General features: G+C 69.0%; 11 protein-coding genes and 1 pseudogene. 4 read left to right on the top strand and 8 right to left on the bottom strand.

The window, feature by feature from the left end:
• Window positions 1–135 precede the first annotated feature (135 nt).
• The 7 genes from ACIRPU_RS40400 to ACIRPU_RS40370 all read right to left on the bottom strand — a co-directional run bounded on the left by ACIRPU_RS40400 (window position 136) and on the right by ACIRPU_RS40370 (window position 6,839).
• A complete protein-coding gene (locus tag ACIRPU_RS40400) occupies window positions 136–1,080 on the bottom strand; it encodes an amidohydrolase family protein (RefSeq protein WP_403876978.1) in 945 nt (314 codons plus the stop codon).
• Window positions 1,081–1,180: 100 nt separating this feature from the next.
• Window positions 1,181–2,167, bottom strand: a complete 987-nt coding sequence (locus tag ACIRPU_RS40395; RefSeq protein WP_403876975.1) for an aldo/keto reductase — start codon at window positions 2,165–2,167, stop codon at window positions 1,181–1,183.
• Between the two features lie 50 nt (window positions 2,168–2,217).
• A complete protein-coding gene (locus tag ACIRPU_RS40390; RefSeq protein WP_403876972.1) occupies window positions 2,218–3,177 on the bottom strand; it encodes an amidohydrolase family protein in 960 nt (319 codons plus the stop codon).
• Between the two features lie 57 nt (window positions 3,178–3,234).
• Complete coding sequence (locus ACIRPU_RS40385) at window positions 3,235–4,821, bottom strand: Na+/H+ antiporter (RefSeq protein ID WP_403876969.1); 1,587 nt, start codon at window positions 4,819–4,821, stop codon at window positions 3,235–3,237.
• Window positions 4,822–4,888: 67 nt separating this feature from the next.
• Window positions 4,889–5,260, bottom strand: coding sequence for a DUF2255 family protein (locus ACIRPU_RS40380; protein WP_403876966.1), 372 nt, complete (start codon window positions 5,258–5,260; stop codon window positions 4,889–4,891).
• A gap of 114 nt (window positions 5,261–5,374) precedes the next feature.
• Window positions 5,375–5,800 carry a nuclear transport factor 2 family protein gene (locus tag ACIRPU_RS40375; RefSeq protein WP_403876963.1) on the bottom strand — a complete coding sequence of 142 codons (426 nt, stop codon included), beginning with the start codon at window positions 5,798–5,800 and terminating at the stop codon, window positions 5,375–5,377.
• A gap of 22 nt (window positions 5,801–5,822) precedes the next feature.
• Window positions 5,823–6,839 (bottom strand): zinc-dependent alcohol dehydrogenase family protein, encoded by a 1,017-nt coding sequence (locus ACIRPU_RS40370; protein ID WP_403876960.1) that lies wholly within the window; start codon window positions 6,837–6,839, stop codon window positions 5,823–5,825.
• Between the two features lie 634 nt (window positions 6,840–7,473).
• On the opposite strand from ACIRPU_RS40370, the gene ACIRPU_RS40365 reads away from it, so the two are divergent.
• Window positions 7,474–8,352, top strand: a complete 879-nt coding sequence (locus ACIRPU_RS40365; protein WP_403876957.1) for a helix-turn-helix domain-containing protein — start codon at window positions 7,474–7,476, stop codon at window positions 8,350–8,352.
• Between the two features lie 98 nt (window positions 8,353–8,450).
• Window positions 8,451–9,320, top strand: a complete 870-nt coding sequence (locus tag ACIRPU_RS40360; RefSeq protein ID WP_403876954.1) for a helix-turn-helix domain-containing protein — start codon at window positions 8,451–8,453, stop codon at window positions 9,318–9,320.
• 150 nt (window positions 9,321–9,470) lie between these two features.
• On the opposite strand, the pseudogene ACIRPU_RS40355 reads toward ACIRPU_RS40360, so the two are convergent.
• Window positions 9,471–11,103: pseudogene (locus tag ACIRPU_RS40355) on the bottom strand (MDR family MFS transporter).
• A 357-nt stretch (window positions 11,104–11,460) separates the two neighbouring features.
• On the opposite strand from ACIRPU_RS40355, the gene ACIRPU_RS40350 reads away from it, so the two are divergent.
• Entirely contained in the window at window positions 11,461–12,726 is a 1,266-nt protein-coding gene (locus tag ACIRPU_RS40350; protein WP_403876951.1) for an MFS transporter, read from the top strand.
• Between the two features lie 39 nt (window positions 12,727–12,765).
• Window positions 12,766–14,160 carry a glucose-6-phosphate dehydrogenase gene (gene zwf, locus ACIRPU_RS40345; RefSeq protein ID WP_403876948.1) on the top strand — a complete coding sequence of 465 codons (1,395 nt, stop codon included), beginning with the start codon at window positions 12,766–12,768 and terminating at the stop codon, window positions 14,158–14,160.
• The last annotated feature ends 52 nt before the right edge of the window (window positions 14,161–14,212 follow it).

The following is a 14,212-nucleotide window of genomic DNA, read 5'->3' as shown; positions in this document are numbered from 1 at the left end:
CGTCGCCGGCCCGTCCAGCAGGTGGTACCCGCGCCGCGCCAGGACCGGCCGACCAAGGGCGGCTGTTGTCCGCACGTGTGAACCGGTCGCCGGGCTCTGCTGCCGGTTTCGGATGGTCTCGACAGCCCCCGAGGATCAGGCCAGTCCCAGAAGTGCTTCGGCGTTGCCGGCCAGGATGCCCTGGGTGTCCGCTGCGTCGAGACCGGCCCGTTCGATGTAGGCGACGGTGTCGAGGTAGTGCTCGCCGCCCTGGTACGGGAAGTCGCTGCCGAGGACGAGTCGGTCCGCGCCGACCGCCTGGACCGCGGCCCGGAGCGCCGCCTGGGAACTGTGGGCGACGGTGTCGTACCACATCAGGCGCGCCGCCTGGCTTGGCGGAAGGGGGGCCTCAGGCGCCTCGAAGTGGGCGAGGTTGTCCCACCGCTCCAGCAGCATGGGCAACGCGCCGCCGAAGTGGGAGTTGAGGATGCGTACCCGGGGGTAGCGCGTCACGAACCCACGGGTGATGAGCTGGGCCGCTACGACGGTGTCCTCCACGGGCGCGCCGACCATCCAGATGAGGTGGTGGTCGGTGATCTGCGGGGAGGCGACGCCGTCGCCGGCGGGGTGGAGGTACATCACGGTGCCGCGGCGGTCGAGTTCCTGCCACACCGGTGCGAACGCCGGGTCGGTCAGCGCCCGGCCCGCGGCCGATGTGGTCAGTGCCACGCCCACCACCCCCGGCGCGTCGAGGACACGGTCGAGTTCGGCCAAGGCCACGTCGACGTGCGGCAGAGGAAGCACGACGAAGGCCAGGAAGCGGTCGGGGTGGCGGTCCACCAGGTCGACGTACCGGTCGTTGATCATGCGTGCGGCTGCGGCGGCCCGCTTCGGATCCGGCAGCGCGCCTGTCAGCGGCGAGGCCGAGATCACCTGCCGGTCCACACCGGCCCGTTCCATCAGGGAGAAGCGGGCATCGAGTTCCTTGTCGGTGTCGTCGGCCCCGAGCCCGCGCTGGCCGCGGGTGGTCGTGATGCCCGAGTCCGCCAGGAAGTCCAGGTAGTCGGTGGGGTAGACGTGTGCGTGCGTGTCGATGCGCATGAAGGGGTTCCGCAATCGTCGGAGGAAGAGGGCGGGGAGAGGGAGAAGGGAGCGGTTTCCGGATTCGGGAAAAACGGCCAGGCGAAATGGATGGGCCGAGCTACTTGTCGACCAGGGACATGTGGTGCTCGTTGTAGCGGTCTCCCTGTACTCCGACGCGGCCGGCGAGTCCGTTGAGGTCGGCGAGTTCGTCGGCGGAGAGGGGCAGTCGGGTGGCGCCGATGTTCTCCTCGATGCGTGCGGTGCGCCGGGCTCCGGGGATCGGAACCACCGACGGATGCCGTGCGAGCAGCCAGGCGAGCGCGACCTGGCCCGGTGTGGCGTCCTTGGCCCGCGCGAGCAGGGTGACGTGGTCGACGAGCGCTTGGTTCGCTGCCCGGTTCTCGGCTGTGAACCGTGGGATGTTCGTGCGGACGTCGTCGGCGGTGAATGACGTCGTGGCGTCCACCGTCCCGGTAAGGAACCCCTTGCCGAGCGGGCTGAAGGGTACGAATCCGATGCCGAGCTCCGAGCAGGTCGGCAGAACCCCGTGCTCGGGGTCCCGGGTCCACAGCGAGTACTCGCTCTGCACAGCCGTCACCGGGTGGACCGCGTGAGCGCGGCGGATGGTCTGCGCACTGGCCTCGGAAAGCCCGAAGCAGCGCACCTTGCCTTCCTGCACGAGCTCCCCCACGGCTCCGGCGACCTCTTCGATCGGCACGTCCGGATCGACGCGGTGCTGGTAGAAAAGGTCGAGCGTTTCGACCCTGAGCCGTTTGAGGGAGGCCGTAGCGACGGCCCGGATCTGCTCGGGCCGGCTGTTCAGCCCGACGGAGGCACCGTCCTCGATGCGGAATCCGAACTTGGTGGCGATCACCGCCTGGTCTCGCACCGGGGCGAGGGCTTCTCCCAGGAGCTCTTCGTTGACGTAGGGGCCGTACACCTCCGCCGTGTCGAAGAACGTGACCCCGCGGTCCACGGCGCCACGCAGTACGGCGATCATGTCGGTGCGATCGCCGGGATTCGGGCCGTAGCTCTGGGACATTCCCATGACGCCGAGACCGATCGCGGAGACATGCAGGTCGCGTCCGAGCGTTCGGGTGTGCATTCTTCCTCCTCGTTACTGCCAACTCGTTGCTGTCAACGGCGTACTGCGGTTCACCGCGTTGTCCGCGGAAACAGGCGCCTGGCGTTCGCCGTCGTGAGCGATCGCCATGTCGTGTCCTGCGCCGGTGGTTCGGCCGCGTCGATCGCCGCGATGTGGGCGTCGGCCAGCGGCGCGGGCGTCCAGCAATAGTCGCTGCCGAAGAGCACGCGGTCAGGGTCGACGAGCTTCAGCAGTGCGGGGACCTGGCGTGGGAAAGCTGTGCCTGCCATGTCGTAGTACAGACCGCGGAGTTGCTGCACCGCATCGGGGCTGGGCGGCTGCCGCGCGGGCAGGAACAGGCTCATGAACTCGTTGATGCGGTCGGCCAGGACGGGGATCGCGCCACCGCAGTGCGGGACGATCACCCGCATGTTCGGGTGACGTGTCAGGACGCCCGCCATCACCAGGTCCGTGATGGTGCGGGCCGTGTCGAAGATGTACTCGACCATCGGACGCGGTCTGCCGAGCGCCGACTGTTCCCAGCAGACGGGTGAGGTGGGGTGCAGGAAGACCACCGCCCGCCGCCGGTCGAGCTCCGCGAAGACCGGGTCGAGGCGCTGGTCGCCCAGGTACACCCCGTGGGCGTGAGTCATCAACGCCACGCCGTCGGCGCCGAGTTCGTCGAAGGCGAAGGCGATCTCCTCCAACGCGCCGTCGACGTCCGGCAGCGGAAGTGACGCGAAGTTGCCGAAGCGGCCGGGGTGGTCCCGGGTCAGTTCGGCGGTGTACTCATTGACGCGCCGGGCGAGGAGGCGGGCCGCTTTGTCGTCGCCGAAGTGCACGCCGGGGGAGGACATGGAGAGCATCGCGGTCTCGATGCCGTTGCGGTCCATCAGATCGAGATGGGCTTGCACGGACCATGACGGCCAGCCGCCCATGCCGTCGGGGTGGGCGTGGCCGGCCGCCGTCGCCTGCTGGACGTAGAAGTCGGGAAGCATGTGGGCGTGGACATCGATGAGGCTGGAGGACATGACAGTGGGAATCCTTCTCGTGGGGCTCGCGTCGTCAGGGCACATACCGCAAGCGGCCTACTCCACCTGCTCGCCTCCGGCCAGCCGGACCTCTTCGTTGTCCAGGGCGGCCTGGAGCCGGCGGAGCACGGTGTCGTCGATCTGCGACTCGTCGCGTAGGCGGACGACGGTCGCGCGCTTCGTGGCGATGAGGGCGAGGCGGAGGTCGGTGTAGTGGCGGTTGTGGAGCAGGGCCGGATCGTCGTCGGTGCCCGCGCCCCTTGCCCGTACGGTCGCCAGGTTGGCCTCGTACTCCTGGCGCAGCCACTCCACGACTTTCGGAGTGGTCCCCTGTTCGGCGGCGAGCTGCGGCAGCGCCTTGATGGCTTCCTCGGTCGCCGTGGTCTCGGCGAGGACCTGCTCCTCGTCGACGGAGGTGTCGTGGGGCAGCCGGGCCCAGCGCACCACGCCCGGTAGCAGCAGCCCCTGCACCACGAGCGTCACCACGATGACGCCGGAGGTGACGAAGACGATGAACGCGCGGCCGGGGAACGGCTCGCCCGAGTCGAGGGTCTCCGGTACGGAGAGCGCCACGGCCAGTGACACCGCGCCCCTAAAGCCCGCCAGCCCGCTGACCACTCGTGCCCGGTCGCTGATTCTCCGCAGGCGTTGCTCGGGGCGCCGGTCGATCGCGCGGATCAGGTAGGCGGAGGAGAACAGAAAAGCGAACCGGACCGCGACCAGGACCACGCTGACCGCCCCGATCGCGATGAGGGCGTCTCTGAGGTCGGACCGGCTCAAGTGACGCAGCGCGTACTGCAGTTCCACTCCCACCAGGACGAACAGGGCGCCGTTGATGATGAACGTGGCCAGCGGCCAGAAGGCCAGTGCCTGACGGCGGTGATCGGCGCGGATGAGGCTCGGCGCCACCTGGGCCATGATCAGGCCGCTCACGACGACGGCGAGGACGCCGGAGGCGTGGATCTGTTCGGCCAGCAGGTACGCAGTGAACGGCGCCAGGATCATGACGAGATTGCCGAGCAGGGGATCGTCCAGTCGGCGTCGCAGGTTCATGTTGACCCAGGCGACCGCGACGCCGACCGCGGCCCCGCCGCCGTACGCCAGCAGGAACAGCGCTCCGACGTGCGGAAGTGTCAGGTGTTCCTCGCCGACGGTGATACCGACCGCCAAGCCGTAGATGACCAGTGCGGTGCCGTCGTTGACGAGGCTTTCCGCACGCAGCACGGTGATCTGACGGCGCGGCAGGGAGCCCGCCAGTGCGCTCACCGCGGTGGCGTCGGTGGGAGCGACGGCCGCGCCCAGGGCCCACGCCGGTCCACACGGCAGTCCCAGCGCGTGCCCGGCGACCGCCACAGCCCCCGCGGTGAGGATCACCAGGACCGTGCTCAGCAGGACGATGCCGCGCAGGTTTGTCCGGATCTCCCGCATCGAGGTGGTCAGGCTCTCCCAGTAGAGCAGTACGGGAAGGAAGAGCAACAACACGACATCGGGCGGGAGTTGGGTCTGGCGGACGGCCGGGACGAGGCCGATGAGCGCGCCCACGACGAGCAGCACGACGGGCGGCGCGACATGGAAGCGCTGCCCCAGGACGTTGCCCACCAGCACGGCCGCACCCAGGAAGACGACGAGTTCGAGACCGAGCATGGTGCTTACTCCTGTGCGGGACTGGCTGTCGGTGGTGGTTCAGCGGCTGCCAGCGGGATCGTCCCGGTCATCGGGGCACCAGTCGCAGTGTCGTGGAGCGCGCCGCGACCAAGGGGTTGACGTACGCGTCGCCGAAACGGCCGTACTTGGTGCGGTACGCGGTGTCGACGCGGTCGTCGACCTCGGAGTCCGCCACCTGGACGAAGGTGACGTCCTTGTCGACGCCTCCGGAGCGGATGTGCCCCTCGTGGCCGGCGCGGGCCGTGCGCCACCAGCCGCCGTCCGTACCGCGGAAGGAGCGGACGTACAGATCGTCGCCGTCGCGGACGACCCAGACCGGCACCGGACCCCGCAGTGAGCCGTCATCGCGGCGCGGCGCCATCTCCAACTCGTCGGCCGCGGCGATGCGGTCGAGCTCGTCGTTCGTCCATTTCGTCATCGGTGTTCTCCGGTCGAGGAGGCGGCGGGCGGGGCGGACAAGCGCGGGAACGCCTGAGGCCGGGCCAGGCGTAAGGCGGTGTCGCTGTGGTGGAGGGTGCCGGAGGACTCGTGGTCAGCCGGGGGTGCTGGTGAGCGGGTCACCGAGGTGGGTACGGGTGATGCCGAGTGAGTCCTCGAAAACGCGGTAGTCGGTGATCAGTCCGTCGGCGACGGTGAAACGCAGGATCATCTCGCTTTCGAGTACCTGCCCCGAGGGATGGAACCGGGAGGAGTACCGGCCCGGTGCCAGGACCTGTCCGTCGGCCTCCAGCATGGTGCCCAGCTCGAACGCGAGCGGCTCGACGGCGGCGAAGAACGCGGTGAGGGACTGCCGGATCTCCTCCGGCCCGGTGCGGCTCCCGGCCCACGGGGTGAGCGCCGGATCACCCGGAATCGTCCAGGTCGCCTCGGGGGTGAAGTGGGAGATCACGCGCTCCATGTCACGCGCGCCGAAAGCCTCGAAGTACGCCTCCACGGTGGCGATCGCCTCGCTGGTCATGGCTGTCGATCCGTTCTTCCGGTCACGGACGCAGCAGCGTCTTGATGGCGCGGCGCTCGTCCATGGCCTTGTAACCTTCGGCGACCTCGTCCAGGGGCAGGGTGAGGTCGAAGACCTTGCCCGGGTTGATACGGCCGCCGACGACGCGCTCGATCAGGTCGGGAAGGTAGGCGCGCACGGGGGCGGGACCACCGCGCAGACCGACGTGGGAGAAGAAGAGCTCCTGGCCGTCGATCTGTGTGCCGTGCGGGAAGCCGACGAATCCGACGTTGCCACCCGGACGCGCGGACTGCAGGCCCTGGCGCATCGACTCCTGCGTGCCGACGCACTCGAGCACCGAGTCGGCGCCGATGCCGTTCGTCAGCTCCTTCACGCGGGCGACGCCTTTTTCACCCCGCTCGGTGACGATGTCGGTGGCGCCGAACTCCAGGGCCAGCTTCTGCCGGGACTCGTGCCGGCTCATGGCGATGATGCGCTCGGCGCCCAGCTCCTTGGCGGCGATGACACCGCACAGGCCCACCGCGCCGTCACCGACGACCACGGCCGTCGAACCGGGTTTGACCTCGGCGGCCTTGGCGGCGTACCAGCCGGTGCCCATGACGTCGGAGAGCGTCAGCAGGCTGGGGATCAGCTCGTCGGTCGGCTGCTCCGGGGTGGCGACCAGGGTGCCGTCGGCGAGGGGGACGCGCAGGTACTCGGCCTGGGCACCGTTCACCCACTGCGCGTGCTGGCAGGAGGTGTGGTAGCCGGCCTGGCAGATCGGGCAGGTGTTGTCGGAGGCGACGAAGGAACCGATGACGAACTGTCCCGGCCTGACGCTGGAGACGTCGTTGCCGACCTCCTCGACGATGCCGACGTACTCGTGGCCGATCGGCTGCGGCTCGGCGACCGGTAGGACGCCCCGGTAGCTCCACAGGTCGGAGTCGCACACACAGGCGGCGACGATACGGATGACCGCGTCCGTCGGCGCCGTGATCTTCGGCTCGGGGGCGTTCTCCACCCGGATGTCACCGGGCGCGTGAATGATGGTTGCTCGCATGGTGCCTTCCCAGCTCTCGTCGTGTCTGTCGTGCCGTCAGGGGCAGTCGCGGGTGCGGAGGCGCGGGCTGTTGGGGTCGTGGTCGGAGAGATGTGCGAGCCAGGCTGTGCCGGCCGTCTCCGGATGCCGCCGCCGGGGGCGTGACGGCGTGGGGACAGACCCGGCCGCTCCCAGATGTCGCCGAACAGGACGGTGTCGGTCACCTCCGCGAGCGAAGAACGAGGCGAGCCCGACGAGGGCGGAGGGAGGTGTACGTAACCTTCGAGTCGGCCGCCGCCCCCGCCCGCGGCCCGGTTGCGCTCGGCCGTGCTCGGGAGTCCGCGGGGGACCGGTGAGGGCCAGGCTGTTGCCGAAGCGGGGGACATCCGTCCGCACTGGCCCTCCTCTCCTCCTCTGCCCGCCTCAGAGATATTGAATATCGGTGACATCCGGGAAATCATTCTTTCGGGAGATCGGCCTTCCCGCTCATCCGGGTGTGTGCGCTGGGCAGACCGGTTCCGGTCACCGAACACACCACAGACCCTGCCACTTTCACGGGAACCCGCAAAGGGGAGAATTCCATCCGGGGAATCCCGTATCCAGGGGAGAAATCCTTACCCCCCTTCCAGTGACCGAGCGATGCCACACTGGAGTCATGGCCGGCGACGCGCATCTGAGTGAGCTGGGAGAAATCCTCAAGGCGCGGAGGGCCGAGCTGACCCCGCGCACCGTCGGTCTGCCCGACACCGGTGGTCGGCGTGTGCCCGGTCTGCGCAGAGAAGAGGTCGCCCTGCTCGCTGCCATCAGCAGCGACTACTACACACGGCTGGAGCAGGGCCGTATCCAGCCGCCCGCGTCGGTGCTGGCCGCTCTCGCCCATGTCCTGCGCCTGTCGGATCACCAGCGCGACCACCTGTTCGAACTGGCCGGCCGGCAACGGGCACGACACCGCCGACCAGCCGCACAGAAGGCGCACCCGCAGCTGCTCCGCCTGCTCGACGATCTCACCGTGAGTCCCGGCGTGGTGATCGGTCGCCGTATGGACATCCTGGCCTGGAATCCGCTCGCTGCCGCCTTGTTCACCGATTTCGCGAAGGTCCCGGAAGGCAGGCGGAACTGCGTCCGCATCCTCTTCACCGATCCCTCCATGCGGACGCTCTACGCCGACTGGCGGGCCGTCGCCCGTGACTGCGTGTCCCATCTGCGCATGGAGACCGCCAAACGTCCCGAAGATCCGGGGCTGATCAGCTTGGTCGGGGAACTCTCCGTGGAGGACAGTGACTTCGGCCGATGGTGGGGAAGCCGTCACGCGCCGTCACGCAGGGCGGGCGTCAAGAGGTTCCACCATCCCGTCGTGGGCGAACTCGTCCTGGACTGGGACACCCTCATCTGCGGCGGCGACCCCGATCAGGAACTCGTCGTCTGGACGGCGGAGCCAGGCACGCCGTCGTACGACGGACTGAGCGCCCTCGCCTCGCGGGCCACCGGCCGGCCCGGCGGGCTCACGGCCGGTGCGACCGGTGAGACCGGCTGATACGAAGGTCTCGTCGGCCTCTGCGATTCGACAGGCGACAGACCTGGGACAAAACTCTCCCCCTCACATTTCGACTGGATACTGCGACACTAGCTGTTATGTACACCGAAGAACATTTGCCTGAACTGGGAGAATTCCTCAAGGTGTGCCGGGCCCAGCTCAGCCCGCGGACCGTCGGTCTGCCCGAGTCCGGGGCGCCCCGGCGAGTGCCCGGGCTGCGCCGTGAGGAGGTCGCTCAACTCCTGGGGATCAGCACCCGTGCCTACGCGCGGCTGGAACAGGGGCGCACCCCCGTGCCGAGGACGGTGCTCGCCACGCTCGCCCACGTCCTGCACCTCGACGACGCCCAGCGCGACCACCTGTTCGAGCTGGCGGCAAGGGGCACGTCCGAACCGCGTCGCCGGCCGGCGCAGAAGGTCCATCCGCAGCTCAGACGCATTCTGGACGAACTGTCCACGACCCCCGCACTCGTCCTCGGCCGGCACTTGGACATCCTCGCCTGGAATCCTCTCGCAGCCGCTCTGCTCACCGACTTCGACAAGCTCCCCGCGAACAGGCGCAACTACGCGCGGCTGATGTTCACCGACCCCGCCTTCCGTGAGCTCTGCCTCGACTGGAGGACGAACGCCCGAATCTGCGTGACCCATCTGCGCCTGGAGGCTGCCCGGTACCCCGGCGACCCGAAGCTGGCCGCACTCGTCGGCGAGTTGTCGGTCACCGACGCCGACTTCCGGCAGTGGTGGGCGGGCCGACAGATGAACGGCCTGCGGATGGGCACCAAGAGGCTGCGCCACCCGATCGTCGGCGACCTCACCCTCGACTGGGACACCCTGACCTGCACCGCCGACCCCACACAGAAACTGGTCGTCGCGACCGCCGATCCCGGGGCCCCGTCCCACGACGGGCTTCTGTTCCTGGCGTCATGGACCGCCGACTCGGACCGGCCCGCACAGGACGCGGCAGCCTGATACCTCAGGGGCCAGGTGTGCCACCGCGCAGCCACAGGCCCGTCGGGACGGCCTCATAGCCGCCATGGGGTTACCGGTCCACCGCCGTGGAGGGCCCCGGCGCGGGGAGAGACGCCGCCCCTCCCCATCCGGAGTGACGCATGCCCTGGATCAGGTGCGACGAGCGCGTTCCCCGGGCGCCGCGAGGCGCGGTCGTTCCCCGTCGGAGCCGGAGAGCTGCGACGACAACTCGTCGACCAGTTCGACCAGGTCCGTCGGCCGGTCGGGTCCCCACCAGTCGCCGAGCAGCTCGGCGAGAGAGTCCCGGCGGGCCGCCGACAGCCGGGCCGCGGCGTCGCGGCCCGCGTCGGTGAGGATCAGGTCCATGCCCTCGATCGTGGCCAACTGCCGCTGCTCGATCTGCTGCAGAGCGGCCTGGATCACCGGCAGCGGCACCTGGCTGTACTCGGCGAGCCGTGCCGGCGGCAAAGACCTGTCCGGTCGCAAAGCCCGCAGCAGTAGCCAGCTGGAGGCGGGCAGAAGGTCGTATCCGGCCGTGGCGGTGATCTTCTCGTAGATGTCGCGCCGTCCGTTTCGTGACCCGAGGACGGACAGGGCCCGCTGCGCCTCCTCACGCGAGGAGCGGTGCACGGGGTGGACGCTGAGGGTCTGCGCCAGGTCGGGCGCGGTGACCGAGCCGCGCAGCCTGTCCTCCTTGAGGAGCCAGGTCAGCGCGAAGGCGAGCAGGACGACCGGGGCAGCGTAGAGGAACACGTCGGTGATCGATGTGGCGTACGCGTGCAGCGCGGACGGGCGCAGCTCGGGCGGGAGCCGGTCCATGGCACGTGGGTCGGCCTCGAGCACGGCGGCCGACCGGGACTGGGCCGGCCCGGTGAACACGTCGTGCAGCTTGTCGTCGAGCCGGCTGGTGAAGACCGTGCCGAAGACGGCGACGCCGAACGCGGAGCCGATCGACCGGAAGAACGTGACCCCCGAGGTGGCGACCCCCAGATCCTCGTACGACACCGCGTTCTGCACGATGAGGACGAGCACCTGCATGACCAGGCCGAGCCCGAAGCCGAAGACGAAGAAGTACAGGCTCATCTCGAGGTTGCCGGAGGACTCCGTGAGCCGGTGCAGCGAGCAGTACGGCACCCAGGGCCGCGGTTCCGATCAACGGGGCCGATGTCCATCCCCAGGTCCGGCCGCCGAGTGAGGTCACCAGGATCAGGCAGGTGGCGACGGACGCGATCAGAAGCGTCCCCAGGTAGTCGATCCGGTGCTTCTGCGACCGGACCGGGATCCGCAGCGCGGCGGCGATCACCACGAGGGCGAAGGCACCGACGGGCAGGTTGATGTAAAAGACCCAGCGCCAGCTCAGACGGTCCACGAACAGCCCGCCGAGCAACGGCCCCAGCACGCTGGTCGCGCCGAAGACGGCACCGAACAGCCCCTGGTAGCGGCCCCGGTCCCGGGGCGGCACAATGTCGCCGACGATCGCCATCGACAGGACCATCAGGCCACCGCCGCCGAACCCTTGAAGCGCGCGGAACGCGATCAGCTGCGGCATGTCCTGCGCCAGACCGCACAGCGCCGATCCGATCAGGAAGATCACGATCGCAGCCTGGAACAGCTTCTTGCGCCCGTACTGGTCGCCCAGCTTGCCCCACAGCGGGGTCGCGGCGGTCGAGGCGAGCAGGTAGGCGGTGACGACCCACGACAGGTGGCTCATTCCGCCGAGGTCACTGACGATCGTCGGCAACGCGGTGGAGACGATGGTCTGGTCCAGGGACGAGATGAGCATGCCGAGCAGCAACGCGCCGATGGACACCCGCACCCTGTGACGGTTTCCCGCCACCGACTGCGGCTCCACCACCTGTTCGCCTACTTCCTGGACCACAATTCCGTTCCCTCCGATACAGGCAATCGGACGTGTTTCTTCCGCCCGGGCCGCGCCGCTGACCATATCCGCGGGGCCGACACGCGCGCATCGGTGTATGGGTGGGAGGAATTCATCCCCTGGGTAATTCATGCCGGGGAAGAAAACAGCCCCTTTTCTTATTCCCCGACACCGGGAAACTTACTGTCCAACTCAGAACTGCGGAGATGCACTTGCTGCCGTGATGCGTCTCGGACCTCGGCCGAAGGAAGCGAGTCACGGATGACCAGAGCCATCCCCACGTCCAGCCAGGTCGCCGCTCCGATCCCCACGACACGGGCGAGCCTGTTGCTGCCCGTCGCGCTGGTCGCTGCCTACTACGGTGCCTACATCGCGGTGATGTCCCCGCCCACGATCAGCATGGCGCTGCGCGTGCGTGACGTGGTCGGTGAGGGCCGGCGGGTCTCCACGCTGAGTACCGTGCTGTCCGTCGGCGCCTTCGCCGCCGCGATCGCCTCCCCGCTCCTGGGCGCCCTCTCCGACCGCACCACCCTTCGCCTGGGGAAGCGTCGGACCTGGTTGGTGATCGGCCCGCTCGTCGGACTCACCGGCCTTGCCTGCATCGGCCTCGGCGGCGCGGTGTGGCTGCTGGTCGTGGGCTGGGTACTGGCACAGGCCGGCTGGTCGGGCACGCTGATGGCGGCGCAGGCCGTGCTGACCGAGCGCATCGAACCAGGGATGCGGGGCCGGGTCAGCGGGCTGATGGGGCCGGCCATGCCCATCGGGATGGTCGCCGCGACCCTGTTGGTCAGCCTGTTTGACTTCAGTCCCGCGCTGATGCTGCTGGTCCCAGGTCTGATCGGCGTGGCCGGTGTGGCGCTACTCGTCGCCGTGGTCCCCGACGGACCCGCCGACAAGAGCACCCTCCCGCCCTTCGGCCCGCGGGAGTTCTTCTCCAGCTTCTATGTGTACCCGCGCCGCTACCCCGCCTACGCCTGGGCGTTCGCCAGCCGGTTCCTGATGTTCACCGGGGTCTTCATCATCCTCACCTACCAGACGTACATCGTCTCGGACCGTGTCGGATACGCCGGCGACAGCACCGCTGGCAAGGTCTTCCAGTCCACCCTGCTGCTGGGCGCCGGATCGTTGGTGGCCTCGCTGCTCTTCGGCATGCTCGACGACCGTACCGGCCGCCTCAAGCCCTGGCTCCGCCTGGCCGCTCTCGCGTCGGCGGGCGGACTTCTGGTCATGTGCGTCGACAGCTCGTTCGGGATCTTCCTGACGGGCATGGTGCTCATCGGCGTCGCCCAGGGCGGCTACCTCTCCGTCGATCTGCCCATGGTCAGCCGGGTCCTGCCCGATCCCGAGCACGCGGCACAGGAACTGGGCGTCTACAACCTGGCCCTCGTCGTCCCGCAGATGCTCATCCCGCTGTACGGATCGCTCATCGTCGGCTCCCACGACGACTATCCGCCCCTCTTCGTCGTCGGCGCCATCTGCTCGGCCCTCGCCATCGTCTCCCTCGCAGGCGTACGCGGCGTCAAGTGACGACGCACGGATAGCCCCCTCACCTCCTCAGGAGCGACCATGACCACCCCCGCCTCCCGCGCCGATGCCCTCGTCCTCTTCGGCATCACCGGCGACCTAGCCAAGAAGATGGTGCTGCCCGCCCTGTACGACCTGACCCGCCAGGGCTTCCTCGACGTGCCCGTCATCGGCGTCGGCCGCAGCGACTGGGACGACGAACGGCTGCGCCGACATGCTCGCGATGTGCTGAGGGCCGCGGAAGTCTCCCTGGACGAGGGGGTGTTCGACAGGTTCGCCGCACTGCTGGGCTATGCCCGCGTCGACTACGACGACCCCGCCACCTTCACCGACCTCGCCGACCGGGTCCGTCCGCACGGCTTCCTGACGCACTGCGTCGCCCTGCCGCCGTCCACCTACCCCGTCATCGCCCAGCGGCTTGCCGAGGCAGGTCTGGCCGACAACGCACGGCTCGTCGTCGAGAAGCCTTTCGGCCACGACCTGCACTCCGCCCGTGCCCTGCAGAGCGAACTGACCCGGTACTTCCCCGAGGAACGACTGCGTCGCGTCGACCACTTCCTCGCCAAGGACGTCATCGAGGACCTGCTGACCTTCCGCTTCGCCAACACCAGCGTCAACGCCGTCCTGGACCGCCGCTTCGTGCGCAGCGTCCAGATCACCATGGCCGAGGACTTCGACGTGCCCGACCGTGGCGGCTTCTACGACGCGACCGGATGCCTGCGCGACGTGGTCCAGAACCACCTGCTGCAGATGCTCGCCTACTTCGTGATGGAAGCACCGCGTACCGGCTCCGCCGCCGACGTCCTCGACGAACGCATCCGAGCCCTGCGCGCCGTCCGTACCGTGCGGTCCGAGGACTTCGTAGGCGGTCAGCACGACGGTTACCTCGACGTCCAGGGTGTCAAAGCGGGGTCGACCACCGAAACCTACTGCGCCCTGCGCACCTGGGTGAACCTCGACCGCTGGGCCGGGATCCCCTTCACCATCCGGGCGGGCAAGGCGATGGCGGCCACCGCCATCGAGATCGTCGTCGAACTCAACCGACCCGTCGAGGGCTACTACCACTCCGCCGGCGCTCAACAGGCCCCTGCGAACGGGCTGCGTTTTCGCATCAGCCCTCGCGCGGGCGTCACCTTCGATCTGCTCGCCCAGCACGAGGGAGACGCCGGCGAGGTCGACCAGGTCGCCGCGACGGTCGACTTCGCTCACCTCACCGGGAGCAACTCCGTCGCCTACACCCATGTCCTGGCCGACGCGATCACCGGCGACCCGCGCCGCTTCACCACCATGGACATGGTCGAGGAGCTCTGGCGCATCGTCGGGCCCGTCCTCGACCTGCCCGGTTCGCCCTACCCCTACGACGTCGGCAGCTGGGGGCCGGTGGAGGCCGACCGCCTGGCCACCGACGACCGCTGGCTGCCACTGGAACAGGCGTAGCCCCGGCATCGCGCGGAAGGCCGACGGACTTCCGCCACCACCCCATCGCACA

The sequence above is a fragment of the Streptomyces sp. NPDC102259 genome (assembly GCF_044766465.1).
Taxonomy (GTDB): Bacteria; Actinomycetota; Actinomycetes; order Streptomycetales; family Streptomycetaceae; genus Streptomyces.
The sequence above is the reverse complement of the archived record's forward strand: the minus strand, read 5'-3'. Positions and strand labels throughout refer to the sequence as shown.

Bases quoted from the DNA above. Each gene is read 5' to 3' on its own strand.
- ACIRPU_RS40395 (WP_403876975.1), bottom strand. From the start codon at position 2,167: ATGCACACCCGAACGCTCGGACGCGACCTGCATGTCTCCGCGATCGGT.
- ACIRPU_RS40370 (WP_403876960.1), bottom strand. From the start codon at position 6,839: ATGCGAGCAACCATCATTCACGCGCCCGGTGACATCCGGGTGGAGAAC.
- ACIRPU_RS40390 (WP_403876972.1), bottom strand. From the start codon at position 3,177: ATGTCCTCCAGCCTCATCGATGTCCACGCCCACATGCTTCCCGACTTC.
- zwf (WP_403876948.1), top strand. From the start codon at position 12,766: ATGACCACCCCCGCCTCCCGCGCCGATGCCCTCGTCCTCTTCGGCATC.
- ACIRPU_RS40375 (WP_403876963.1), bottom strand. From the start codon at position 5,800: ATGACCAGCGAGGCGATCGCCACCGTGGAGGCGTACTTCGAGGCTTTC.
- ACIRPU_RS40385 (WP_403876969.1), bottom strand. From the start codon at position 4,821: ATGCTCGGTCTCGAACTCGTCGTCTTCCTGGGTGCGGCCGTGCTGGTG.
- ACIRPU_RS40400 (WP_403876978.1), bottom strand. From the start codon at position 1,080: ATGCGCATCGACACGCACGCACACGTCTACCCCACCGACTACCTGGAC.
- ACIRPU_RS40365 (WP_403876957.1), top strand. From the start codon at position 7,474: ATGGCCGGCGACGCGCATCTGAGTGAGCTGGGAGAAATCCTCAAGGCG.
- ACIRPU_RS40350 (WP_403876951.1), top strand. From the start codon at position 11,461: ATGACCAGAGCCATCCCCACGTCCAGCCAGGTCGCCGCTCCGATCCCC.
- ACIRPU_RS40380 (WP_403876966.1), bottom strand. From the start codon at position 5,260: ATGACGAAATGGACGAACGACGAGCTCGACCGCATCGCCGCGGCCGAC.
- ACIRPU_RS40360 (WP_403876954.1), top strand. From the start codon at position 8,451: ATGTACACCGAAGAACATTTGCCTGAACTGGGAGAATTCCTCAAGGTG.